At 71.2% G+C, this 23,079-nt stretch carries 25 protein-coding genes and 1 tRNA gene; 8 read left to right on the plus strand and 18 right to left on the minus strand.

The features are described from left to right. The first annotated feature begins 46 nt into the window (after nt 1-46). Nucleotides 47-973, plus strand: coding sequence for a peptidoglycan-binding domain-containing protein (locus J3S20_RS26330; RefSeq protein ID WP_216839908.1), 927 nt, complete (start codon nt 47-49; stop codon nt 971-973). Between the two features lie 62 nt (nt 974-1,035). On the opposite strand, the gene J3S20_RS26335 is transcribed toward J3S20_RS26330, so the two are convergent. From J3S20_RS26335 to J3S20_RS26365, 7 genes are all read right to left on the minus strand, one after another. Further along, nucleotides 1,036-2,367, minus strand: a complete 1,332-nt coding sequence (locus J3S20_RS26335) for a TRAP transporter large permease (RefSeq protein ID WP_216839909.1) — start codon at nt 2,365-2,367, stop codon at nt 1,036-1,038. A 2-nt stretch (nt 2,368-2,369) separates the two neighbouring features. Beyond that, a complete protein-coding gene (locus tag J3S20_RS26340; RefSeq protein WP_216839910.1) occupies nt 2,370-2,909 on the minus strand; it encodes a TRAP transporter small permease in 540 nt (179 codons plus the stop codon). 1 nt (nt 2,910) lies between these two features. After that, on the minus strand, nt 2,911-3,900 hold the full coding sequence (locus tag J3S20_RS26345; protein ID WP_216839911.1) for a TRAP transporter substrate-binding protein: 990 nt from the start codon (nt 3,898-3,900) through the stop codon (nt 2,911-2,913). 115 nt (nt 3,901-4,015) lie between these two features. Next, nucleotides 4,016-4,552 (minus strand): hypothetical protein, encoded by a 537-nt coding sequence (locus tag J3S20_RS26350; protein WP_216839912.1) that lies wholly within the window; start codon nt 4,550-4,552, stop codon nt 4,016-4,018. Between the two features lie 464 nt (nt 4,553-5,016). Beyond that, nucleotides 5,017-5,092 (minus strand) — tRNA-Glu (locus J3S20_RS26355). A gap of 41 nt (nt 5,093-5,133) precedes the next feature. Further along, complete coding sequence (locus J3S20_RS26360; RefSeq protein ID WP_216839913.1) at nt 5,134-5,349, minus strand: DUF2256 domain-containing protein; 216 nt, start codon at nt 5,347-5,349, stop codon at nt 5,134-5,136. Continuing rightward, entirely contained in the window at nt 5,349-5,630 is a 282-nt protein-coding gene (locus J3S20_RS26365; protein ID WP_216839914.1) for a DUF6476 family protein, read from the minus strand. Before J3S20_RS26365 ends, J3S20_RS26360 begins: the two co-directional genes overlap by 1 nt. Between J3S20_RS26365 and J3S20_RS26370 the strand changes: the two genes are divergently transcribed. The 4 genes from J3S20_RS26370 to J3S20_RS26385 all read left to right on the plus strand — a co-directional run bounded on the left by J3S20_RS26370 (nt 5,617) and on the right by J3S20_RS26385 (nt 10,271). Further along, on the plus strand, nt 5,617-6,645 hold the full coding sequence (locus J3S20_RS26370) for an RluA family pseudouridine synthase (protein ID WP_379793870.1): 1,029 nt from the start codon (nt 5,617-5,619) through the stop codon (nt 6,643-6,645). The genes J3S20_RS26365 and J3S20_RS26370 overlap by 14 nt on opposite strands. Nucleotides 6,646-6,914: 269 nt before the next feature. Then, nucleotides 6,915-7,799, plus strand: a complete 885-nt coding sequence (rpoH, locus tag J3S20_RS26375; protein WP_216839915.1) for an RNA polymerase sigma factor RpoH — start codon at nt 6,915-6,917, stop codon at nt 7,797-7,799. Nucleotides 7,800-7,965: 166 nt separating this feature from the next. Beyond that, complete coding sequence (locus J3S20_RS26380) at nt 7,966-9,624, plus strand: histidine kinase famiy protein (RefSeq protein ID WP_216839916.1); 1,659 nt, start codon at nt 7,966-7,968, stop codon at nt 9,622-9,624. A gap of 113 nt (nt 9,625-9,737) precedes the next feature. Then, the gene (locus J3S20_RS26385) at nt 9,738-10,271 is read left to right on the plus strand and encodes a VOC family protein (protein WP_216839917.1); all 534 of its coding nucleotides are present in this window, start codon (nt 9,738-9,740) and stop codon (nt 10,269-10,271) included. Between the two features lie 7 nt (nt 10,272-10,278). On the opposite strand, the gene J3S20_RS26390 is transcribed toward J3S20_RS26385, so the two are convergent. The 6 genes from J3S20_RS26390 to J3S20_RS26415 all read right to left on the minus strand — a co-directional run bounded on the left by J3S20_RS26390 (nt 10,279) and on the right by J3S20_RS26415 (nt 15,695). Next, nucleotides 10,279-11,400: an MFS transporter gene (locus J3S20_RS26390; RefSeq protein WP_216839918.1), complete on the minus strand. Its 1,122-nt coding sequence runs from the start codon at nt 11,398-11,400 to the stop codon at nt 10,279-10,281. Beyond that, a complete protein-coding gene (locus tag J3S20_RS26395) occupies nt 11,397-11,807 on the minus strand; it encodes a GNAT family N-acetyltransferase (protein ID WP_343215308.1) in 411 nt (136 codons plus the stop codon). Before J3S20_RS26395 ends, J3S20_RS26390 begins: the two co-directional genes overlap by 4 nt. Nucleotides 11,808-12,029: 222 nt before the next feature. After that, nucleotides 12,030-12,395, minus strand: coding sequence for a cupin domain-containing protein (locus tag J3S20_RS26400; protein WP_216839919.1), 366 nt, complete (start codon nt 12,393-12,395; stop codon nt 12,030-12,032). A 12-nt stretch (nt 12,396-12,407) separates the two neighbouring features. Continuing rightward, nucleotides 12,408-13,697 (minus strand): adenylosuccinate synthase, encoded by a 1,290-nt coding sequence (locus J3S20_RS26405; protein ID WP_216839920.1) that lies wholly within the window; start codon nt 13,695-13,697, stop codon nt 12,408-12,410. 5 nt (nt 13,698-13,702) lie between these two features. Further along, nucleotides 13,703-14,845 carry an ATP phosphoribosyltransferase regulatory subunit gene (locus J3S20_RS26410; protein WP_216839921.1) on the minus strand — a complete coding sequence of 381 codons (1,143 nt, stop codon included), beginning with the start codon at nt 14,843-14,845 and terminating at the stop codon, nt 13,703-13,705. 232 nt (nt 14,846-15,077) lie between these two features. Beyond that, entirely contained in the window at nt 15,078-15,695 is a 618-nt protein-coding gene (locus J3S20_RS26415; protein ID WP_216839922.1) for a dioxygenase family protein, read from the minus strand. An 87-nt stretch (nt 15,696-15,782) separates the two neighbouring features. Between J3S20_RS26415 and J3S20_RS26420 the strand changes: the two genes are divergently transcribed. Next, nucleotides 15,783-16,313, plus strand: a complete 531-nt coding sequence (locus J3S20_RS26420; protein ID WP_216839923.1) for a hypothetical protein — start codon at nt 15,783-15,785, stop codon at nt 16,311-16,313. A 16-nt stretch (nt 16,314-16,329) separates the two neighbouring features. On the opposite strand, the gene J3S20_RS26425 is transcribed toward J3S20_RS26420, so the two are convergent. Genes J3S20_RS26425 through J3S20_RS26435 form a run of 3 tightly spaced genes read right to left on the minus strand, consistent with a single transcriptional unit; the run spans nt 16,330 to nt 18,815 of the window. Next, the gene (locus J3S20_RS26425) at nt 16,330-17,244 is read right to left on the minus strand and encodes an SMP-30/gluconolactonase/LRE family protein (RefSeq protein WP_216839924.1); all 915 of its coding nucleotides are present in this window, start codon (nt 17,242-17,244) and stop codon (nt 16,330-16,332) included. Between the two features lie 4 nt (nt 17,245-17,248). Continuing rightward, nucleotides 17,249-18,169, minus strand: a complete 921-nt coding sequence (locus J3S20_RS26430) for an MBL fold metallo-hydrolase (protein WP_216839925.1) — start codon at nt 18,167-18,169, stop codon at nt 17,249-17,251. Nucleotides 18,170-18,179: 10 nt separating this feature from the next. Then, complete coding sequence (locus J3S20_RS26435) at nt 18,180-18,815, minus strand: SDR family oxidoreductase (RefSeq protein WP_216839926.1); 636 nt, start codon at nt 18,813-18,815, stop codon at nt 18,180-18,182. Nucleotides 18,816-18,900: 85 nt separating this feature from the next. Between J3S20_RS26435 and J3S20_RS26440 the strand changes: the two genes are divergently transcribed. Beyond that, entirely contained in the window at nt 18,901-19,833 is a 933-nt protein-coding gene (locus J3S20_RS26440; RefSeq protein WP_216839927.1) for a LysR substrate-binding domain-containing protein, read from the plus strand. A 115-nt stretch (nt 19,834-19,948) separates the two neighbouring features. Next, a complete protein-coding gene (locus J3S20_RS26445) occupies nt 19,949-20,263 on the plus strand; it encodes a hypothetical protein (RefSeq protein WP_216839928.1) in 315 nt (104 codons plus the stop codon). 42 nt (nt 20,264-20,305) lie between these two features. Here the strand turns inward: J3S20_RS26445 and serA are convergent, their stop codons facing one another. Together serA and J3S20_RS26455 are read right to left on the minus strand one after the other, a co-directional pair. Further along, nucleotides 20,306-21,901: a phosphoglycerate dehydrogenase gene (gene serA / locus J3S20_RS26450; protein ID WP_216839929.1), complete on the minus strand. Its 1,596-nt coding sequence runs from the start codon at nt 21,899-21,901 to the stop codon at nt 20,306-20,308. Next, complete coding sequence (locus J3S20_RS26455) at nt 21,898-23,070, minus strand: phosphoserine transaminase (protein WP_216839930.1); 1,173 nt, start codon at nt 23,068-23,070, stop codon at nt 21,898-21,900. Before J3S20_RS26455 ends, serA begins: the two co-directional genes overlap by 4 nt. Nucleotides 23,071-23,079 lie beyond the last annotated feature (9 nt).

Here is a 23,079-nt window from a genome sequence, read left to right on the forward strand (position 1 = left end):
ACAACGGTCCTCGGCATCGGGCGGCCACAATGGAAGGAACGATCGAATGACCAACAAGGCACGTCTTCTCGGCGCCGCGGCGCTTAGCCTGATGGTGGCGGCTTGCGGCACCGATCCGCAGGAGCGGGTCACAGGCGGCGCTGCCGCGGGTGCCGCGACGGGTGCCGGCGTGGGTGCGCTGGGCGGGCCGGTGGGCGCGCTGGCTGGGGCCGCGATCGGCGGCGGCGCGGGTGCCGTGACCGCCGCCACAACCTCGCCGAGCGAGGTTAATCTCGGCCGCCCGGTCTGGGACAACCCCGAGACCCGCATCCCCGGCGACGGCAATTCCAGCCGCGCGAGCATGAGCGGGTCCACCCGCCAGGTGCAGGAAGCGCTGAACCAGCGCGGTTATAATGCGGGCAGCGTCGACGGCATCATGGGCCCGCGCACCCGCAGCGCGCTGCGCGAGTTCCAGCGCGCCAACAACCTGTCCGCCACCGGACGCGCCGATTCCGCCACCATGGCGGCGCTGAATGTCAGCGGCGGCAGCACGCAGGCGACCCGCCCGGCCCGCACCAACCCGAACGCGGCCTATATGGGCGGCGGCGCGGTGGGCGGCACCTCCGGCGGCCAGATGAGCCAGACCAATGCGGACCGCAGCGGCGTGGCGACGGATGCCGATCCGGGCACCGGCGGCACGGGCGGTTCGGGCGGCAGCTCGCGCATGGGCGGCAACAGCCCCAACTACGGCGGCAGCGGCACGACCAACCCGATGGAACGCAGCGGCACGGCGACCGGCGCCGATCCGGGCGCGGGCGGTACCGGCGGTTCGGGTGGCGGCGCCATGACGCGGCCGACCCGCCCGGGCGTGCCCGGCATGCCGAATTCCTCCGGCACCGCGGCCGAGCGCAGCGGTGTGGCCACCGATGCCGATCCGGGCACGGGCGGCACGGGTGGTTCGGGCGGCTCGACCGGGTCCATGCCGCCGCGCTGATCCCGCTTATCGGGACCAGGCGAAACGGGGCCGGGGGCGAAAGCCCCCGGCCCTTTCGCCGTTCAGCCGCCCATCATCGTATTGGGCAGCCAGGTGACGATGCCGGGGAAAAGCGTAACCAGCGCCACCGCGATGACCATCAGGAAGAAGAAGGGCATCGTATTGCGCGCCACCGTCATCATCCCCTTCCCCGTCAGCCCCTGCAGCACGAACAGGTTGAAGCCGACGGGCGGCGTGATCTGGGCCATCTCCACAACCAGCACGATGAAGATGCCGAACCAGATCAGGTCGAAGCCGGTCTGCGCGATGATCGGCAGCACCACGGAAGCCGTCAGCACGATCATGCTGATGCCGTCGATGAAGCAGCCCAGCACCAGGTAGATCAGCGTCAGCACGGCGATGATCATGAAGGGGCTGAAGCCCTGGCTGCCGACCCAGGTGGCCATCGCCGCCGGAATGCCGGAATAGGCCATGGCCTTGGTCAGGAAGGCCGCGCCCGCCAGGATCAGGTTGATCATGCAGGACAGCTTTACCGCGCCCATCAGGCTCTCGCCGAAGGATTTGCGGTTCAGCGTGCCGCCCCAGGCGGACAGCGCCAGCGCGCCGGCCACGCCGAAGGCCGCGGCTTCCGTCGCGGTGGCCCAGCCGAAATAGATGCTGCCCATGACGAAGCCAATCAGCAGCATCACCGGGAAAAGCTGCCCGCTGGCGCGCAGCTTCTCGCGGAAGGGCATCGGCGCATCGGGCGGCGGCACCAGCTTCGGGTTCAGTAGCGACCAGATGGCGATATAGCCGGAGAACAGCGCCATCAGCAGGATGCCCGGGCCAAGCCCCGCGATGAACAGCCGGACGATCGAGACCTCCGCCGCCACGCCATAGACGATCATGACGATGGAAGGCGGGATCAGCAGCCCCAGCGTGCCGGCGCCGGCCAGCGACCCGATCGCCAGCGGCTGGTGGTAGCCGCGCTGTGTCAGCGCCGGCAGCGACATCTTGCCGATGGTCGCCGCCGTGGCGGCGGAGCTGCCGGAGACGGCGGCGAAGATGCCGCAGCCGATCACGTTCACATGCATCAGCCGCCCCGGCAGCCATTGCACCCAGGGCGCCAGGCCGCGGAACATGTCCTCCGACAATCGGGTGCGGAACAGGATCTCGCCCATCCAGATGAACAGCGGCAGCGCCGCCAGGGTCCAGCTGGCGAGCGAGCCCCAGACCGCGCTGCCCAGCACCTTCTCCGCCGGGAAGCTGGCCATGCCGGTCATCAGCATCGGCAGGGCGACGACGCCGACCAGGCCCGTCATCAACAGCCCCAGCCCGATCCAGACGCCGAGGCCCAGGATCAGGAACAGCACGCCGAGCAGCAGCAGCCCGGCCTCGGTCTGCGCGAGGTCCATGCTCAGATCTCCCCCATCGCGCGTTCCACCGCCGTTTCCTCCGCCACGCGGCGGTAGGAGGGCGTGCCCCCGGCCAGGTGCACCGCCAGGTCGTCCAGCAGCGCCAGGGCGAAAAGCCCGCAGCCCACCGCGCAGGCCGCCTGCGGGATCCAGAGCAGCCAGGGCACGGTGCCCTGCGCCACATCCTCGAACTGCCAGGAATCATAGGCGAGGTCGCCCACCGAATAGGCGAGGAACAGGGCAAGCCCGGCGCCCAGGACCAGCGCCAGCGCCTCCATCGCGAAGCGCGTGCCGCCCTTCACATGGCCGATGATCAGGTCGACGCGGATATGCGCGCCCTGGCGGAAGGCATAGGCCAGCGGCAGCAGGGCGGAACCGGCGACGGCGAAGGCGGTCAGGTCGTCCGCGCCATCCAGGGACAGGCCGAATTGCCGGCCGATCACCTGGAGCGCGATGATGGCGCCGATGGAGGCCAGCGCCACGCCGCCGGCAATCCCGCCGGCCAGGTAGAGCAGGTCCAGGCCGCTGCGCAGCGCGCGCATCTCAGCCGGCCGCCCGCAGGTCGGCGATGATCTTGCGGCCATCTTCCCCGGCGCGGCCGGCCCATTCCTCGGCCATGGTGGCGCCGACGCGCGCCATGCCCTCCATCAGCGCGGCCGAGGGTTCGGCCACGGTCATGCCGCGGCTGCCCAGCGTGGCCTGCGCCGAATCCCGCGCCGCCTCGCTCATCGCCCAGCCGCGCGTCTCGGCGGCGGCGGCGGCGCTGCGGATGGTGGCCTGCACCTCGGCGGGCAGCGCCTCCAGCGCGCGGCGGTTCACGAAGACCGCGTTCTTGGTCCAGGTGAAGCCGATCGGCGTGAAGAACTTCGCGTAGTCCCAGGCGGCGCTGTCCACGCCGGTGGCGGCGGAGGTGACCATGGCATTCACCACGCCGGTGGCGAAGGCCTGCGGGATCTCGGCCGCCTGCACCAGCGTCGGCGTCGCGCCGATCAGCGTGGCGAAGCGATTCGTCATCACGTTGAAGGTGCGCATCTTGGTGCCGCGCAGCGCTTCCAGCGTCTCGACCGGGAAGTTGGTGTAGAAGCCGGAAGGCGGCCAGGGCACGGTGTAAAGCAGCGACAGCCCCTGCCGCGCCAGCCGCGCCTCCAGCATCGGGCGCGACAGGTCGGCCAGCTTCTTCGCGCCGGCGTAGCTGGTGACCAGCTGCGGGATGCTGTCCACCTCGAGCAGCGGATCCTCGTTGCCATAGGCGGAGATCAGGATCTCGCCGAGCTGCACCTGGCCGGTCTGCGCGCCGCGCTTGATCTGCGGCAGCGGCAGCAGCGCGCCGTTGCTGTGCAGCTGGATGGCCAGCCGGCCGCCGGAGCCCTGCTCCACCGCCGTGATGAAGTCGCGGATATTGCGGGTGTGGAAATTGCCGTCCGGATAGGGCGTGGCGAATTGCCAGCGGGTGGTCTGCGCCCGGGCCTGCCGGGGCAGCAGTGCGGGCGCGGCAAGGCCGGCCGCCAGGATCGCGCGGCGAGAAAGGATCATGTCTGAAGCCCCCGATTGGCAGTGCGTTGTTCTGCCGGCGATCATCGGGGCCAAACGCCGCCGGGCGCAAGGGGCTGCTGCGGTGCAGCGAAAGGTTCGGCGAAGAGGACCGGGACTAGGAGGTAATCCTCTCCGTATTCGCGAAGTTGACGCACGCCCCACCGACCCAGACCTGGCCCGTCATGGTCAGCTGCTGTCCCTGGAAGTTGACGAACCTGCACTCGAAGCCATCCGCGGTCTGGGCGAAGACCGGCAGGACGCCGTGCGGGGGCAGCTGGGAGATCGACAGGCCTTCAACCCGAAGACCCGCTATGAACTGCTGCAGCGAGACGTCCTGCAGCGCCAGGACATCGATCCCCAGCCCGCCATCGAAGAAGTCGAAGCCGCTGCCTGGCGACCAGATGAAGCTGTCCGCGACCTGCCCGCCGAATGCCATATCCGCGGTGCCGTCGCGGTCGTTGGCGATGAAGGTGTTGTGGCCCTCTCCGCCGAACAGGATGTTGCTGCCGGCGCCGCCGAGCATGACGTCATTTCCGCTGGTTCCGAAGAGCAGGTCATGACCGGCGGTGCCCGTGATCACGGTCGGCGCGAGACTGTCCCTCATCTGCTGGATCAGGTCGTTGGTGAGCCGGGCGAGCTCGGCGGGATCCATCTAAGTCTGCTCGAAGAGACGACATCTGTTGATGCAACTCGGCCAGTTCGCTCGCGCTTGACCCTCCGCCCACCACACGGCGCAGCTTCTCGTCGTCCAGCTTCTCGATGCTCACCTGGGCCGGTCCTGGCGAATGCGCTGTCGCGGCAGACTGCGCCCTTTCGGAAGCCTTGCACGAGAGGAATGTTCTAATCGGCCCGGAGGCTGCGCCTGCGGCGGCCGAGGTTTCGTCGCGGAAGGTGGTGTTCGGGTCGAAGTCGGTGGACACGTGGCAGGTCACGCGCGGCAGAGGCCCCCAACAAGCAGGACATCGTGCTGGGTCGGCTGGCTGGATGGCCATTCAGTCGGGGGGCGCGCGCAGGCGCAAGCCGGAATTGTCCCGCCAAACCCGCCAGCCGCGCGCGCAAAACCCGCGCCTGACGGCGCGGCCGCGTGGCCAAGAACCAGGTTGCCAAGAGTGGAAGTGGCGTCCCCTAGGGGATTCGAACCCCTGTTACCGCCGTGAGAGGGCGGTGTCCTAGGCCTCTAGACGAAGGGGACCCGGACTGCTCGCGGCGCCGAAGCGTCGTGAGGTCGGCTGATTAGCCTTCCGCTGCCGGGGGATCAAGCCGCCCGGACGCGGTTTTTGTCACTTTCGCCATCGGCTTCGTCACCGCCGCCTGGCGACGGCCGCTACGGCAGGCTTCCGAGCAGAAGCGCACCGCCTCCCAGTCCCGCGCCCATTTCTTGCGCCAGGCGAAGGGCCGGGCGCAGGCGGCGCAGATCTTCTCGGGAAGATTCGGCTTGCGATGCGCCATCAATCGGCCACGCGCAACTCGCCCAGCACGCGTCCGCGCTGCGGGTCCAGCAGCAGCAGGCGCTCCGTGCCATCCGGCCGGGCCACCAGCACCGCGAACCGCCCCTCCGCCCCGGCCAGGGACAGCATGCGGGTGCCGGCCGGCTGGCCGAGCGAGGCGGGCGGCAGCGCGACCTCCCGCCCCGCACCACCCATGCGCTGGACGAGAACCACAACCAGGCCCACGGTGCCGAGAATAATCAGCACCCCCATCACCCCGACCAGCCATTTGAGCGCCGCCACGCAAACCTCCCTTCCCGGCCCCTTCGCGGGCCAGACCCATGAAATCCAGGCCCCGCCGGAGGCCGCCGGCCTGCGCGCGGACAGGTTCCTGACCGATGCGCTGGCCGGCGCGATAGGCGGCCTCTCGCGGTCCCGGGTCAAGGCACTGATCGAGCAGGGCCAGGCGAGTCGCGACGGCGTGCCGGTGCACGACCCGGCCGAGTCGGTGCGCCCGGGCGCGCGCTACGCCCTCCGCCTGCCGCCGCCGGAGGATGCGGTGCCGCAGCCGCAGGACATCCCCCTGACCATCCTCTTCGAGGACCGGGACCTGATCGTGCTGGACAAGCCGGCAGGGCTGGTGGTGCACCCCGCCCCCGGAAATCCCGACGGCACGCTGGTGAATGCCGTGCTGGCGCATGCGGCGGAGGATCTGACCGGCATCGGCGGCGAGGCCCGCCCCGGCATCGTGCACCGGCTGGACAAGGACACCTCCGGCGTCATGGTGGTGGCGAAGTCCCAGGCGGCGCATACGGCGCTATCCGCCGCCTTCGCCAACCGGGACCTGGACCGCGAATACCTGGCGCTGGTCTGGGGGCTGCCCAGCCCGGCGGAGGGCGAGATCACCGGCGACATCGGCCGCCACCCGATGGACCGCAAGCGGATGGCAGTGGTCACCCGCAACGGCAAGCACGCCCTGACCCGCTACCGCACGGAACGCGCCTTCGGCACCGCCTGCGCCCTGCTGCGCTGCCGGTTGGCGACGGGCCGCACGCATCAGATCCGCGTGCACCTGTCCCATATCGGCCATCCGCTGGTCGGCGACCCGGTCTATCTGAAGCGCGTGCCGGCGGCCGCGCGTAACCTGGCCGCCCCGCTGCGCGAAGCGCTGACAGGCTTCCCGCGCCAGGCGCTGCATGCCGCGACGCTGGGTTTCCGCCATCCGGTCACCGGCGCGGCGCTATCCTTCACCGCGGCCCTGCCGCCGGACATGGCGGAGCTGCTGCGGGCGCTGGAGGGGCATGTTACAGCGAGGTAACCAAACGTAAACCTACCTTGCAGGTCGGTTTTTCTTGATCCCGTCGCGGATACGATCTAAGACTCCAGCAAGCCAGCTTCGGGCGGGTGCCGCTTGCGCCCCCCGGCCCGGGTGCCGAACCCGGTGAAGGAGCGCCCCGCCATATCACCCCGTCGTGACCGGGTCAGGTATGGAAAGGGAGGGCCCGGCCGACGTTGGCAGAACAGCACAGCCGCCATGGGCCCCGCCGTCACGGGGGGCGTCAGGCGACGCAGGAGGCAGTTCTCACCATGGCTTCCACTTTGTCCATTCCGATGGCTCCCGAGGGTAACCTCTCCCGGTACCTGCAGGAGATCCGCAAGTTCCCGATGCTGACGCCGGAGGAGGAGTACAACCTCTCCAAGCGGTGGAAGGAGGAGGGCGACGAGCCTTCCGCCCATCGCCTGGTCACCTCCCACCTCCGCCTCGTCGCCAAGATTGCCATGGGCTACCGCGGCTACGGGCTGCCGGTGGGCGAGCTGATCTCCGAAGGCAATGTCGGCATGATGCAGGCCGTCAAGCGCTTCGACCCGGACCGCGGCTTCCGCCTGGCGACCTACGCCATGTGGTGGATCCGTGCCGCCATCCAGGAATACATCCTGCACAGCTGGTCCCTCGTGAAGATGGGGACGACGGCCGCGCAAAAGAAGCTGTTTTTCAACCTCCGCCGGCTGAAGGGCCAGATGGCGGCGCTGGAGGAAGGCGACCTGAAGCCCGAGCAGGTCGAGAAGATCGCCCGCGTGCTGGCCGTGCCGGAAGCGGACGTCATCTCGATGAACCGCCGCCTCGCCTCGCCCGACAACAGCCTGAACGCCCCGGTCCGCGCAGATAGCGACGGCGAGTGGCAGGACTGGCTGGTGGATGACGGCGAGAGCCAGGAGACCGAGCTGGCGGAGCGGGAGGACATGTCCAACCGCCGCGAGCTGCTGGGCGCCGCGCTGAAGACGCTGAACGACCGGGAACGCCATATCCTGATCGAGCGGCGCCTGAAGGACGAGCCGACGACGCTCGAGGAGCTGTCCCAGCAGTACAACATCAGCCGCGAGCGCGTGCGCCAGATCGAGGTGCGCGCCTTCGAGAAGCTGCAGAAGAGCATGAAGACGCAGATCGTCGAGCGCCGCCTCGGCACCGCCTGACCGTCCGATCGGCCGGATCGCCCGATCCGGCCTGCCTCACCCCAAGCCGCGCCCTGCCTCCAGCCGGAGGCGGGGCGTATGTCTTTCGCGGCACATCTTCACCCCTTGTTGCTGGCGAGCGCAGGCGGGGGCGGAACTTCCGAGGTTCGCCAGGCTTCTCCTCACCGTGGAATACGACCCCTCACCCCAAGGCCGCGGGCCCCTGCCCGATGAGCCCCCCGACGCCCCCCCCGATGCGACCCGCGCCGAACCGTGCCACCGCGAGGCGCTGAACAGCGGAGACGTCTTCTTCGCCGCGATCGAGATGACGCGGATGCCGATGATCGTCACCGATCCAAACCAGCCCGATAATCCCGTCGTCTTCGCCAATCCGGCCTTCCAGCGGATGACCGGCTATACGGCCGAGGACGTGCTGGGCCGGAACTGCCGCTTCCTGCAGGGCAAGGACACGGACCCGCTGCAGGTGGCGCAGATCCGCCAGGCCGTCGCGGCCCGCACCGACCTGGCGATCGAGCTGTTGAACTACCGGAAGGACGGGACGCCCTTCTGGAACGCGCTTTTCGTCAGCCCGGTCTTCGGCAGCGATGGCAGCCTGTTGTATTATTTCGGCAGCCAGCTCGACGTGACGCGGCGGCGGGAGGCCGAGATCGCGCTGCGCCGCTCGCAACGGCTGGAGGCGCTGGGCCAGCTCACCGGCGGCGTGGCGCATGACTTCAACAACCTGCTGCAGGTCGTCGTCGGATCGCTGGAAGTGCTGCGTCCGCTGATCGAGCAATCCGGCAATCCGCGCGCCCAGCGCCGGCACGAGGGGGCGCTGGAGGCGGCGCGGCGCGGCGCCAACCTCACCCGGCAGCTGCTGGCCTTCGCGCGCCGGCAACGGCTGGACGGCCAGCCCACGGATCTCAACGCCTCGCTGCGCAGCCTTTCGGAACTGCTGTCGCGGGCGGTGGGCGGCATGGCGCTGAAGCTGGATCTGGCAGAAGGCCTGCCGCCGGCGCGGCTGGATGCGGACCAGCTGGAATCGGCGCTGGTCAACCTGCTGATGAATGCCGCCGCCGCCATGCCACAGGGCGGCGAGGTGACGATCGCCACCCGCGAGGTGCCCGCGGCCGAAATGCCGGAGGCCGAGACCCTGGAGCCTGGCTTCGTCGAGCTGGCCGTGACCGATACCGGCATCGGCATCCCCACCGCCATCCTGGACCGCGTCACCGAACCCTTCTTCACGACGCGGGAGGTGGGCAAGGGCTCGGGCCTCGGCCTGGCCCAGGTCTACGGCTTCGTCCGCCAGTCCGGCGGCTTCCTGCGCATCGAAAGCCTGGAAGGCCGCGGCACCACCGTTCGCCTGCGCTTTCCGGCGCTGGGAGAGGAGATCTCCGTGGCGCAGCAGCCGGCACGCCAGGCCCCGGACCCGGTGGATGAGCCGCAGGGCCAGGGGGAACGGATCCTGGTGGTGGATGACGATGCCGAGGTGCTGGACCTCGCGGCCGGCATGCTGGGCGACCTGGGCTATCGCGTGGAGACGGCGGGCGACGGCCCGACCGCGCTCGGCCTGCTGGCGGATGAGGACCGGCATTTCGACCTGCTGTTCAGCGACGTGGTCATGCCCGGCGGCATCAACGGCATCACCTTGGCCAGCGAGGCGCGGCGGCGCCGGCCCGGCCTGCGGGTGCTGCTCTCGACCGGCTTCGTGGATCCGCGGGAGGAGGCGGCCAGCGCCGGCACCCGGCCGCATGGCTTCCCGATGATGCAGAAGCCCTATCGACGGGCAGAGGTGGCACGGCGCATCCGCCGCGCTCTGGACGGTCCGGGCGCCAAGCAGGGCTGAGCGGCGCCGGCGCGGGCGCCATCATCCCGGGCGATGGGGCCTATATGCCCACCGGATTGGACCCGGGGGGCAGCCATGCGCATCTTTCGTGTCAGAAAGACAGGAGCCCCGCCATGTCAGCCATCATCGAAGATGCCAAACGGGAAACCGAGGCACGCACCGCCCCCTACACCATGCCCGCCGGCGCCCGCATCGGCCATGTCCACCTGAAGGTGGCGGAGCTGGAGCGCAGCCTGCGATTCTGGCGCGACCTGATCGGGCTGGAGGTGCAGCAGCGAATCGGCGACCAAGCGGTCTTCCTCTCGGCCGGCGGCTACCACCACCATATCGCGCTGAACACCTGGGAAAGCGCCGGCGGCAGCCCGCCCGGCTTCGGCAGCACCGGCCTGTATCACGTGGCCCTGCTGCTGCCGGACCGCCAGGCGCTGGCCCGCGCCCTGAAGCAGCTGGTCGAGGCCGGCTGGCCGCTGGAAGGCGCGAGCGACCATGGCGTCTCGGAAGCGCTGTACTTGCGTGACCCGGACGGCAATGGCGTGGAGCTGTACCGCGACCGGCCGCGGGAGGACTGGCCGCGGCTGGAGGACGGCCGGCTGAAGATGTGCACCAAGCGGCTGGACCTGAAGAGCCTTCTGGCCGAGGCGGGCTGACGGCGCGCTACCGCCGCAGCGCCGCCAAGGACGCCGCCGCCAGCAGGGCGGCGGCGCCGAGATACAGCCACAGCGCCGGCACCAGGGGCAGCAGCACCCCCGCCACCAGCGGGCCGATCCCCGCGCCGATATCCCGCCAGGTGGCCAGCCGCGCCAGCGCGGCCACGCGCTCCTCCGGCGCCGCGCGGGCGGCGGCGACCGGGGCGGGCAGCGGCTGCAGCAGGCCGCGCAGCCCCACCACCACCAGGCTGCCGACCCAGAGCCAGCCCGCGCCGATCACCGCGAGCCCGGCCGCCGAGGCCAGGGAGACCCAGAGCAGCAGCCGCGCCGCGCCGATGCGCTCCGCCATCCGCCCGGCCGGCGGGCCCAGCAGCACCTCCGCCAGGTAGCGCGCGGACAGCGCCGCGCCGGCCGCCAGCGCCGCCCCCTGCGGCAGCGCGGCGGCGGCGAGGAAGGCGAGGCCCAGCACGAACAACCCATCCAGCGTCAGCCCCTGGATGAAGGACCAGACGTCCAGCGGCCTGGGCAGGGCGAAGCGCGGCCCGGCGCTGCGCAGCCGCGCCCCCTCCCCGTCCGGCAGGCGCCAGGCGAAGGGCAGCGCCAGCAGAGACAGCAGGCCGAGGCCGAGGAAGACCACCCGCGGTCCCGCCATCTCCGCCACCACGGCGCCGGCCAGCAGCCCCAGCATCGGCCCGGTGGCGATGATGGCGCGGGAGGTGCCGCTGCGCCGCGCGGCGCCGCCGGCCTCGGCGGTGGCCAGCGCCTGGGTGGCGATGTTCATGGCGGCGAAGGACAGGCCCCAGAGCAGCCGGGCCGGCAGCAGCCACCAGACCCCCGGCAGCACCGCATAGCACGTGGTGGCGCAGGCGGCGCCGAGCACCGCCCAGAGGCAGGCCTGGCGCGGGCCGGCCCGCTCGTAAAAGCTCGCCACCCAGCCATAGCCCAGGATCCGCACCAGCCGGTTCGCGGCCAGCAGCAGCCCGGCCTCCGCTAGCGTCACCCCGAAGGCGGCCGCATGCAGCGGCAGCAGCAGGTACAGCACGGTATCGCCCGGCAGGGTCAGTCCGAGCACGAGGGAGGCATTGCGGGAGGCGCGGTCGGCCTCGGCGCGGCTGATGGCGCCGGTCATGCCTCGGGCGGCGTCGAATCGCCCTCTCCCAGCGGCCGGGTCATCAGCACGCTGTCCACCCAGCGCCCATGCTTCCAGCCGATCGCGGGAATCAGCCCGGCATGGCGGAAGCCGGCGCGCCGGTGCAGGGCGATGGAGGCCGCATTGGCGCTATCGCCGATCACCGCGACCATCAGCCGGAAGCCGGCGGCTGTGCAGCGTTCAACCAGCGCCGAGAGCAGGGCGCTGCCGATGCCACCGCACCCGGCATCGGGGGCCACATAGACGCTGTTCTCCACGGCGAAGCGATAGGCCGGGCGGGGCCGGTAGGCGCTGGCATAGGCGTAGCCCAGCACCCGCCCCGCCGCATCCGTCGCCACCAGATGCGGATAGCCGGCCGCCAGCACCGCCTCCCGCCGCCGCGCCATCTCGGCGGCCTCGGGCGGGGGTCAGTTCGAAGTTGGCCAGGCCATGCGTCACCCAATGGGCGTAGATCGCGGCGAGGGCGGGGATGTCGTCGGTACGGCTGTCGCGGAGGAGGGGCATGGCCAAAGCCTGCCCCTGTGACAGTGGGATGACAACCGGATGTCTAGATGAATTATCGGCCGGAAATCACCGCGCCCCCGCCCGCCGGCGGGGGGCGGCGCGGCTCAGCCGAAGCCCTGGCCCTGCTTGCGATAGGCCTCGCGCGGCGGGGCGAAGATGTCCAGCACCCGGCAGCCCTCGGGCCCCGCCTTCATGGTGTGCGGCACGCCGCCCGGGGTGCGCCAGAAGTCACCCTTCTTCACGGCGATTTCCTCGCCGCCCTGGATGCGGATGGCGCTGCCATCCAGCAGCACGCCCCATTGCTCCTCCGGGTGGTCATGCAGCGTGCCCATGCCATTGGGCGCGATGGTGACGACGGAGAGCATGGCGTGCTCGCCCGGGAAGATGCGCGTGGTGACGCCGGGCGCCAGGACGCGGGCCAGGCCCTGCGTCTCGTCATCCAGGTTGTGGAATTCCTCGGCCTGGCTCATCGCGGTGTCTCCTCAACCCGCAAAGGGGTCGCGCAGCATGATGGTGTCGTCGCGGTCCGGGCTGGTGGACAGCAGCACCACCTGCGCCTCCACCAGCTCCTCGATCCGGCGCACGTATTTCACCGCCTCGGCCGGCAGTTCGGCATAGCTGCGCGCGCCGCGGGTGGAGCCGGACCAGCCGTTCAGCACCTCATAGACCGGCACCGCCTTCTCCTGCGCCGCGATCGAGGCCGGCAGGCGCTTCAGCACCTGGCCGTCCACCTGGTAGCCGGTGCAGATGCGCAGCTCCTTCAGCCCGTCCAGCACGTCGAGCTTGGTCAGCACCAGCCCCTCGATGCCGCCGACCTTCACCGCCTGGCGGACCATGCAGGCATCGAACCAGCCGCAGCGGCGCGGGCGGCCGGTGACGGTGCCGAATTCATGGCCGCGCTCGCCCAGCAGGCGGCCGGTGTCGTCCTTCAGCTCGGTCGGGAAAGGCCCGCTGCCGACGCGGGTGGTGTAGGCCTTGGCGATGCCAAGAACGTAGCCGATCTGCTTCGGCCCGACGCCCGCCCCCGCCGCGGCATTGCCGGCCACGGTGTTGGAGGAGGTGACGAAGGGATAGGTGCCGTGGTCGACATCCAGCATCACCGCCTGCGCGCCCTCGAACAGCACGCGCTTGCCCGCGTGATGCGCCGCGTCCATCAGCTCCCACACCGGCTCGGCATAGGGCAGCAGCTTCGGCGCCAGCGCCAGCAGCCGGTCCAGAAGGTCCTGCTTGTCGAAGGTCTCGGCGCCGAGGCCCTTGAGCAGGGTGTTGTGGTGCAGCAGCAGCTCATCGAGCTTGTGCGACAGCACCTCCGGCTCCGCCAGGTCCGACAGGCGGATGGCGCGGCGCGCCACCTTGTCCTCATAGGCCGGGCCGATGCCGCGGCCGGTGGTGCCGATGGCATGGGCGCCGCGCGCGACTTCGCGCGCCTTGTCGATGGCCGAGTGCAGCGGCAGGATCAGCGGCACGTTTTCCGCAATCCGCAGGTTCTCGGGGGTCACCGACAATCCCTGCGCGGTAACGCGTGAAATCTCGGACAGCAGCGCATCGGGGTCCAGCACCACGCCATTGCCGATCACGCCCAGCTTGCCGCGCACCACGCCGGAGGGCAGCAGCGACAGCTTGTAGACCTGGTTGCCCACCACCAGCGTATGGCCGGCATTATGGCCGCCCTGGAACCGCACCACGATGTCGGCCCGGCTGGCGAGCCAGTCCACAACCTTCCCCTTGCCCTCGTCGCCCCATTGGGCGCCGATGACGGCGACATTGGCCATCGCGACTACTCCTCAACCGGGCGCGGCGCGCCGGTGCTGTCCATCACATGCGTGCAGCGCAGCGACTGCGCCGTATCCGAGGCGGCCAGCTGCGCCACCGTCGCCAGGCCCCGGGCGCGCAGCGCGGTGGCCTGACCGGCATCGGCGCCCTGCGGCAGGAAGACGCGCATCCGTGGCGCTGCGGCCGGCACGGCGCGCAGCACGGCATCGGGATAGAGCGTCATGCCGGTGGCCGGCTCCTCGCCGGAAAGGTAGCGGCCACCACGCGCCAGCTCCCCGGTGCGGCCGGCGCCGAAGATCGTGAAGGCGACGCCCGTGTGGTATTGCAGGCCGCGGAATTCCAGCGGGTCCAGCGTGATGCGCAGCGCCGGCGCGCGGGCGCGGATGGCGGCGACCACCGCCGCCGCATGGTCCGCGATGGCCCGCGCCGCGGGCGGCAGCGCCTCCACCTGCAGCACGGCGAGCGCCGCATCGGCGGGGCCGGCGGCGGCCAGCAGGGCGGGCAGCAGCAGGGCGGCGCCACCGGCGCGGGCGGCATGCTCGGCGACCGCCGCGGCATCCTTGCGGTCCAGCGCGCGGGCAAGCTTGCGCCGGGCCTCGCCCTGCACCCCGGCCTCGTCCAGCAAGGCGGGGGCCAGGCGCGGCAGGGTGATGTCCAGCGAGGCATCGACGATGCCGACGGCGGCCAGCGCCTCCGCCGCCACGGCCGCGACCTCGGCATCGGCCTCGGCGCTTTCGGGGCCGATCAGCTCGACGCCGGCCTGGGGAAGCTGGCGGGCGGGGGCCAGCTGGGTGCCCTGCACGCGCAGCACCTGGCCGGCATAGCTCAGCCGCAGCGGGCGCGGCACGCGGGCCAGGCGGGTGGCGGCGATGCGGGCGACCTGGGGCGTAGTATCGGCGCGCAGCCCCATCATGCGGTGGCTGACCGGGTCCATCAGCCGGAAGGTCTGTTCCGCCACGGCGGCGCCGGAGCCAGCGAGCAGGCTGTCCTCGAATTCCAGCAGCGGCGGCTTCACCCGCTCATAGCCATGGCGGGCGAAGGTCTCGGCCAGCACCTCGACCAGCATCGCCTCGCGCTCCGCCTCGGGCGGCAGCACGTCGGACAGGCCAGCGGGCAGCAAGGCGGGGTTCGGAGGGTCGTCGGTCATCAGTCTTCAGCGCCGCGAAAAGGCGGCGCGTGTGTGGCAGGGGGGCGGCCCCTTCGCAACCCCTGCGGCTAGGGCCTGTGGACAGTTGGGGCCGGGATGTGGCCGGCGAGGGATTTTTCGGGCTGGGAAGGAAGACAGGGGAGCCGATGGCTATCCATCGGCGAGCATGGCTGACGCACCCAGCGCGGAAAAGCGCCGCCGGACGCGCCCGCAGCCCAGCTGTCCATAGGCCCTAGGGGAGCAGCACATCGAATTCCGCGCGCTGGCCCTCATCGGTCGCGGAAAGCCGCGCCAGCAACAGGGCGCGCTGCGGCGCGGCCACCCGGTTCAGCAGCCCGTCCCGGGCATTCAGCGGCTCATCCGGGAAATAGACCTGGGTGGTCAGGGGCGGGCCGCCCGCCGGGGGATGGGCGCGCAGGTGGATATGCGGGGTGCGGCCGGGATACTGGCCGGGGCGGATGGTGCGGAAGGCGTAGCGCCCCGCGGCATCGGCGCGGGCGCGGCCATAGCCCTGGAAGCCGGAATCGCGCTGCGCCAGGCGGCCCTCGCGCGGATGCAGGTAGATGCCGGCATGGTCGGCCTGCCAGATCTCCACCACGGCGCCGGGCAGCGCCGCGCCATCCAGGTTGCGCACCTGGCCCGCCAGCAGCAGCGGCCGGCCCTGCGCCGCCTGGCCGAGGCCGGCGACCTGGCGCAGATCGGCATCCGCATCGTCCGGGATGGCGCGGGGGTAATAGGGCCCCTCCATCTGCGCCGGCGTGCCACCGGAGGGCTGGGCCTGGGCGCAGCCAGACAGGATCAAGGCGGGGGTGGCGAGGATCAGGCCGCGGCGCGGCAGCAGCAGGGTCATGCCCGCAGGAATCGCGCGGCGGCCGCGCGCCGTCACGTCACGAAGCGTGACTTGCGGCCGGTGCCGCCCTGCCTGCAGGATCGGGCCATGCGCCTTGCCCTCCTGCCGCTTCTTCTGGCCACCGCCTGCGCCGATCCTGCGGCGCAACACCTGGGCGGCTTCGGCGACCCGGTGCGCGGCGCCGCGCTCTCCGCCCCCTGGTGGCTGGCCGATACCTCCCGCCTCGCCGGCAATCCCGCCCAGGCGGCGCGGGCGGCCGTGCAGCTGGAGGTGGTGGCGGATGCGTTGCGGACCGACCCGCGCTACCGGCACGAGGCCTCCGGCCCCGCCTTGCATGCGACCGGCCAGGGGGTGGCGGAACTTCGCCAGGCCATCGGCATCAGCCCGGAGGCGCCGCCCGCCTCCGTCATCGCAGCCCTTCGCGACGCCGCCCTGGCGCTGGACCAGGGCCGGCCAGCGCGGGCGGAGGCGGCGCTGACCGGGGCGGACTTCCCGCTGGGCCCGCAGGCGACGCTGGCCCGGCTGGCCGCCCTGCCCCGCCTGCCGCGCGTGGCGGAGGCCGCGGCGGCGGCCTATGCCGAGATCCGCCGGCTGGATGGCGGCCCGCGCAGCAGCTGAGCCGGCCCGGGAAGGGTCAGGCGATGCGCAGGCGGGCCAGCACCGCCTCCCCCTGCCCGCCCGAAGTCAGGCCGCCGGTACCCAGCGCATAAAGCGCGCGCCCATCCGGCGTCAGCGCCACCGCGGTGCTGCCCTCCACGCCTGGCGCCGGAATGGTCTCCGGCGCGCTGGCGCCGGGCGCCAGGCGCGCCAGGCCGGTCGCATGGGTGGCCGCATAGACCGTGCCATCGGCGGCGACCACGAAATCATCCACACCGCCCGTCATCTGCGCCACCACCTCCGGCGCACCGGATGGCGCGCCGCCGGCCAGCCGCAGTCGCAGCAGCTGTCGGGTGGCGGAATTGGAGATCAGCAGCGCATCGCCCTGCCGCTTCAGCCCATTCACGCCCGGCCCGCCGCGCCCGGCCACCGGCGCCAGCAGCGGATGGTCCAGCCAGGGCGTCACCGTGCCGGCATCGATGTCGATGGCCCAGATCCGCCCCAGCGCACTGTCGGCCAGCAGCAGGCGGCCGGGTGCCAGCAGCAGGCCGCCATTGGGGAAGATCGCCTCCGGCAGCGGGATGCGGCGCTGGGTGCTGCCATCTGCGGCCAGCAGCAGCACCAGCCCGCTGCCCCGCAGCGCCGCCGGCCCGCCGAGGAAGGAGGCGCCATGCGCCGCCAGCGCCTGCCGCCCATCGCCCAGCGGCGTCAGGCTGACCGGATGCACCGGCACCTCCGCCCAGGCCGCCGCGCCGCCGCCTTCCGACCAGGATTCGATGCGGCGGGCGAAGTAGTTGGTGAACAGCACCCGCCCGCCCGGCTCCACCACCAGGTTCTCCAGGAAGGTGCCGTGCGGGAAGCGCGCCAGGATATCCGGCGCGGGCTGGGCCGAGACGGGGCGCCCCAGAAGGGTGGCCGGCGCCAAAGCGAGGAAAAGGCGTCTCTGCAGCATGGCATCAGCCTCCGGTGATCTCGCGCGCCAGGGCGGCGGCATTCAGTTCGACCAGGTTCGGCATCGGCGCCACGCGCGGAAAGCCCGGGTAGCGCGCCGCCATCATCGCGGCGATGCGCCGCGCGGCCTCCGGCGTCAGGGGCGTCGCGACGGCGAGCTCGGCGCGCACCGCACGCTCCATGCTGCGGAGGTAGTCCAGCTGCTCGCGGATCAGCACGCCGGCCGGCGCGGCGGCGCCATGGCCAGGCAGCGCCGTGCCCACGCCGGCATAGCGCGGCAGCGCCGCTTCCAGCTGCGCGATCCAGTCCAGCACATGGCCATCCAGCAGCCAGGGCGTGGCGCGGTTGCCGCAGAGATCGGCGGTCACCAGCAGGTCGTTCGCCTCGGAATAGAGCAGCGTCATGCCGCTGGCCTCGCCGCGGCCGAGCTGGTCGACCCGCCATTCGGCACCGGCCAGCGTGATGCGCTCATCCGGCCGCAGCACGCGCGTCGGCACCGGCAGGCGGTCCGGCACGCGGCCTGGAAAGAAGCCCTGCATCTGGCTGATCAGCGCGGCACCGTTGCGGGCGATGTAATCCCGCGTCCCTTCCCCGGCCAGGATCGGCGCCTCCGGGAAGGCGCGGCGAACCACCTCGAGACCCGTCACATGATCGGCATGTTCGTGCGACAGGAAGATGGCCTCCACCGGCAGGCCGGTTCCGCGCGCATGGGCGACCACCTGCGCGGCCTCCACCGCGGTGCGCTGGCAGTCGACGATGACCAGGGAACGCGGGCCGAGCAGCAGGAAGGAATTGACCGAACCCTCGCCGGGCCGATCGTATTTCGCCACCTCCAGCCCCGCCCCGGGCGTGTAGGCCCGGGCGCCCGACAGCCCGAGGACGGAAAGCGCCCCGGTTGCCAGCGCCAGTCTGCGACGTGTGAACATCTTGGCCTCCTCAGCCCTGGAAGATGATCTCGGCGCGGAAGGCGCCGGGCGGGTCCTGGTGCAGGGACCAGAAGGCCTCCGCGATGCGCGCCGGATCGAAGCCGGTGCCGGGGGCGATCGTGCCCGCCACGGTGACGGTGCCGGCATGGATGCCGGCGGGCGCCAGTTCGGCATGCAGCGTTTGCGCCAGGCTGCGCAGCCCGGCCTTGCCGATGGCGAGCGAAGCGGCCGGCAGCCAGCCCGTGGGGTCCAGCGCCAGGCCGCCGCCGGTGAACAGGATGGACCCGCGCCCGGCCCGCCGCATGCCCGGCAGCACCGCCTGGGCGGCCGCCAGGGCGCCACCGACATTCACCGCGAAATCCCTGGCCAGATCCTGTGGCGACAGCGCGGAAGGTCCGGGTGCGGCCATGGTGGCGCGGTAGGCATTGTGGATCAGCACATCCACCGTCCCTTCCAGCGCCGCGGCCAGCGAGGCCGGGTCGGCGGCATCCGCGGCGCGCAGCTCGATCTCCGCCGCGGCGTGCCGCGACGGGTCCCGCGCCAGGCCGAGAACCCGGTAGCCGCCGGCGGCGAAGCGGCTGGCAAGCGCGGCGCCAAGGCCCGGGCCGTAGCCCAGGATCACGCAGCGGGGCGTTGATGCGGTCATGCGGGATGCCTGCAGGTTCTTGTTGTCGGACAGGCATGTTTGCCGGCAATGGCGATGAACAATCCGCAGCCGGGCCGATATCCACATGAGGCTGATTCATAATTCGGGGCTGGACCTCAATCTGCTGAAGGTCTTCGACGCCGTGATGGAAACCCGCAGCGCATCCCGCGCCGCGGCAAGGCTGGGCATCGGGCAATCCGCTGTCAGCCACGGCCTGGCGCGGCTGCGGGCGGCAACCGGGGACGCGCTGTTCGTTCGCAGTGCCAGCGGGCTGGAACCCACGGCCCGCGCGCAGCGTCTGGCAGAACCGGTGAGGGAGGCACTGCTGCTAGCGACACGCGCCCTGCAGCCGGCGGCGGAGGCATCCTTCGACCCCGCCGCCCGCCGCACCGAGTTCCGAATCGGCGCCGGCGACTACGCCGCTTCCGTGCTGCTGCGCGGCCTGGTGACGGAGATCGCCGAAGCGGGCTGGGACATCGGCCTGGCGGTGCAGCCGGTGAACCGGCGCAGCGCGCCCGAAGCGGTGGATGCCGGCGAGATCGACCTGGCTCTCGGCATGCTTGCGCCGCCGCGCCGCTGGCAGGAACGCCGCATGCTGTACGAGGAAGGCCATGCCTGCCTGTATGACGGCGCGCGACTGGGTCTGCCTGCGCCGCTGCCGTTGGCGGATTTCGCGCGGCTGCCGCATATCCTGCCGAGCCTGCATGGGGAATTCGCGAGCTTCGTGGATTCGGCGCTGGAGGCGCAGGGCCTGGCGCGACGCAGCATCCTGGCCACCGCGCATTTCCTCGCCATTCCGCTGCTGCTGAAATCCGTCCCGGCCGTCGCCACGCTGCCGCTGCGGCTGTCGCGGCTCTGCGCCAATGCGGCGGCGCTGACCACCAGCCCCCTGCCCTTCGAGGCGCCCCGCTTCGAGGTGAGCATGCTATGGCACAAGCGCGACACGTCGGTGCCGGCGCTACGCTGGCTGCGGGAGCGTCTGGCGGCGCATAATGCGCAGGACCAATTGTTCGCGTAGCGCGTTTGCCCGCGCCGCAACCCCCGATTGCCCAAAATATGCTTTCGCAACCAGGGTCCGGGCGACGCGCTTCTCACCCGACCGGTGCATCTCGCATCGGCGGGAGACGAACCGGATGCCGCAATTCGCAGCGACCATCAAGCATATCGGCGAGGGGGTGAAGGGCTTCACCATCAGCGCCGCGGTGAAGAACATCGAGGGCTGGGAGAAGACGCTGGAAAGCGTCGAGACGCCCGGTGCCAAGGGCATCATCCGCGACCTGGAGAAGTTGAAGAAGCTGATCCAGTCGGAGGAGATCGACGGCGAGGCGGTGAAGAAGCTGGTCGGCGCGCTCGGCGAGGGCACGGTCAAGATGGCCAGCCGCGCCGAGGGCAAGAAGGCCGAGCAGATGAAGGAACTCGGCGAGGCGCTGACCGGCGCCGCGAAGTGATCCCGCACCGCCCGGTGGCTGTGCCACCGGGCGGGACGCGGTTCAGAAGGCCAGCGGCGTCGCCCGCACCACCAGCGGCAGCGCGCGAACGGTTGCCAGCACCTGTTCCGGCACCGGCGCATCCAGCCCCACCAGGCAGATGGCGTCCCCCCCGGGCGCATTGCGGCCGAGGTGGAAGGTGGCGATGTTGATGCCCGCATCCGCCAGCGTCATGCCGAAGCGGCCGATGAAGCCGGGGCGGTCCTGGTTGGTCACATACAGCATGTGGGGCGCGAAATCGGCCTCCACCGCGATGTCCTTGATCTCCACCAGGCGCGGCTTGCCGGTGCCAACCAGCGTGCCGGCGACGGAACGGCGCAGCGCCTGCGTCACCACCGTGACGCGGACCAGCGTGGCATAGTCGCCACTGCGCTCCAGCACCGTCTCCGCCACCTCGATGCCGCGTTCCCGCGCCACCACGGGGGCGTTCACCATGTTCACCGCGCCCATCATCGGCGTCAGCACGCCGGCCAGCGCGGCCGCCGTCAGCGGGCGCTGGTTCAGCTCCGCCGCCTGGCCCTCATAGGCGACGTGGATCGCCTTGATCTCCTCGCCTTGGGCTGCCGTGAGCTGGCCGGAGAGCGCGCCGAGCAGGCGGGCGAGTTCCATGTAGGGGCGGAGCCGCGGCGCTTCCTCGGCGGTCACGCTCGGCATGTTGATGGCATTGGAGACGGCGCCGGTGAGCAGGAAGTCGCTCATCTGCTCGGCCACCTGCAGCGCCACATTCTCCTGCGCCTCGGCCGTCGCGGCGCCCAGATGCGGGGTGCAGACCACATTCTCCAGGCCAAACAGCGGGCTGTCCGTCGCGGGCTCCGTCTCGAAGACATCGAGCGCGGCGCCGGCAAGGTGGCCGGATTGCAGTGCCTCGAACAACGCCGCCTCATCCACCAGCCCGCCACGGGCGCAGTTGATCAGGCGCGCGCCCTTCTTCATGGCGAAGAGGCGCTCGCGATTCAGGATGTTCTTCGTCTGCTCGGTATAGGGCGCGTGCAGCGTGATGAAATCCGCGCGCGCCACCAGCGTGTCGAGGTCCACCTTCTCCACGCCCAGCTCCACCGCCCGCTTCTCGGACAGGAAGGGGTCGAAGGCGATGACCTTCATATGCAGCCCCACCGCGCGATTGGCGACGATGCTGCCGATATTGCCGGCGCCGATGAGGCCGAGGGTCTTGCCGGAGACCTCGACGCCCATGAAGCGGTTCTTCTCCCACTTGCCCGCCTTGGTGGAGGCCGAGGCCTCGGGCAGCTGCCGGGCGAGGGCGAAGATCATCGCGATGGCGTGCTCGGCGGTGGTGATGGCATTGCCATGCGGCGTGTTCATCACGACGACGCCGCGCGCGGTGGCGCTCGACACATCGACATTGTCCACGCCGATGCCGGCACGCCCCACCACCTTCAGCCGCGACGCGACCTCCAGCACTTCGCGAGTCACCTTGGTGGCGCTCCGGATGGCGAGGCCGTCGTAGTTGCCGATGATTTCGCGCAGTTCGGCCGGCTTCAGGCCCGGCTTGAAATCCACCTCGATGCCGCGGCGCTGGAAGATGGCGATGGCCGCCGGCGAGAGCTTGTCGCTGATCAGAACCTTCGGGGCCGCGCTCATGCCGCAGTCGCCTTCTGCTCGGCGGCAATGCTCGCAAAAGCCCAGTCGAGCCAGGGGAGGAGCGCCTTGATGTCGCTGGTCTCCACCGTGGCGCCGCCCCAGATGCGCAGGCCCGGCGGGGCGTCGCGGTAATTGGCGGCGTCGAGCGCGACGCCCTCCTTCTCCAGCATCCCGGACAGCTTCTTCGCCACGGCGGCCTGGCCATCGGCATCGAGCGCAGTGAACCACGGCGCCACGATCTTCAGGCAGATGGAGGTGCAGGACCGCGTCGCCGCGTCATCGGCCAGGAAGGCCGCCCAGTCGCTGCCGGCGACCCAGTCCGCGATCGCCGCGAGATTCGCCTCCGACCGCGCGATCAGGCCCTTCAGCCCGCCCACGCTTTCGGCCCAGCGCAGCCCGTCGATCGCATCCTCGACGCAGAGCATGGAGGGCGTGTTGATGGTCTCGCCCTTGAAGATCCCCTCGTTCAGCTTGCCGTCCTTGGTCATGCGAAAAATCTTCGGCATGGGCCAGGCGGGCTTGTGGGATTCGAGGCGGGCGACGGCGCGCGGCGACAGCGCCAGCATGCCATGCGCGGCCTCGCCGCCCAGCACCTTCTGCCAGGACCAGGTCACCACATCCAGCTTCGCCCAGGGCAGCTCCATGGCGAAGGCGGCGGAGGTGGCATCGCAGATCGCCAGGCCCTCGCGGTCATCCGCGATGAAGTCGGCATTGGGCAGGCGCACACCGCTGGTGGTGCCGTTCCAGACGAAGACGAGGTCGCGCGCCTTGTCGACCTGCGTGAGGTCCGGCAGCTGGCCGTAGCCGGCCGAGATCACGCGCACATCGGTCAGGCGCAGCTGCTTGGTGACATCCGTCGCCCAATCCTTGGAGAAGGACTCCCAGGCCAGGATATCGACGCCGCGCGGCCCGAGCAGCGACCACAGCGCCATCTCCACCGCCCCGGTGTCGGAGGCCGGCACGATGCCCAGCCGCCAGTCCTTCGGCATCCCGAGGATGGCCTTGGACAGGTCGATGGTCTCGGCGAGCTTCGCCTTTGGGTCCTTGGCGCGATGGCTGCGCCCGAGCAGCGCGCCGTCCAGCGCCGCCAGCGACCAGCCAGGGCGCTTGGCACAGGGACCGGATGAGAATCGGGGATTGTTCGGACGCAGGTCCGGCTTGGCGGTCATATGCGGCTC

Source organism: Falsiroseomonas tokyonensis, assembly GCF_019024325.1.
In the GTDB taxonomy this organism is placed as follows: domain Bacteria; phylum Pseudomonadota; class Alphaproteobacteria; order Acetobacterales; family Acetobacteraceae; genus Falsiroseomonas; species Falsiroseomonas tokyonensis.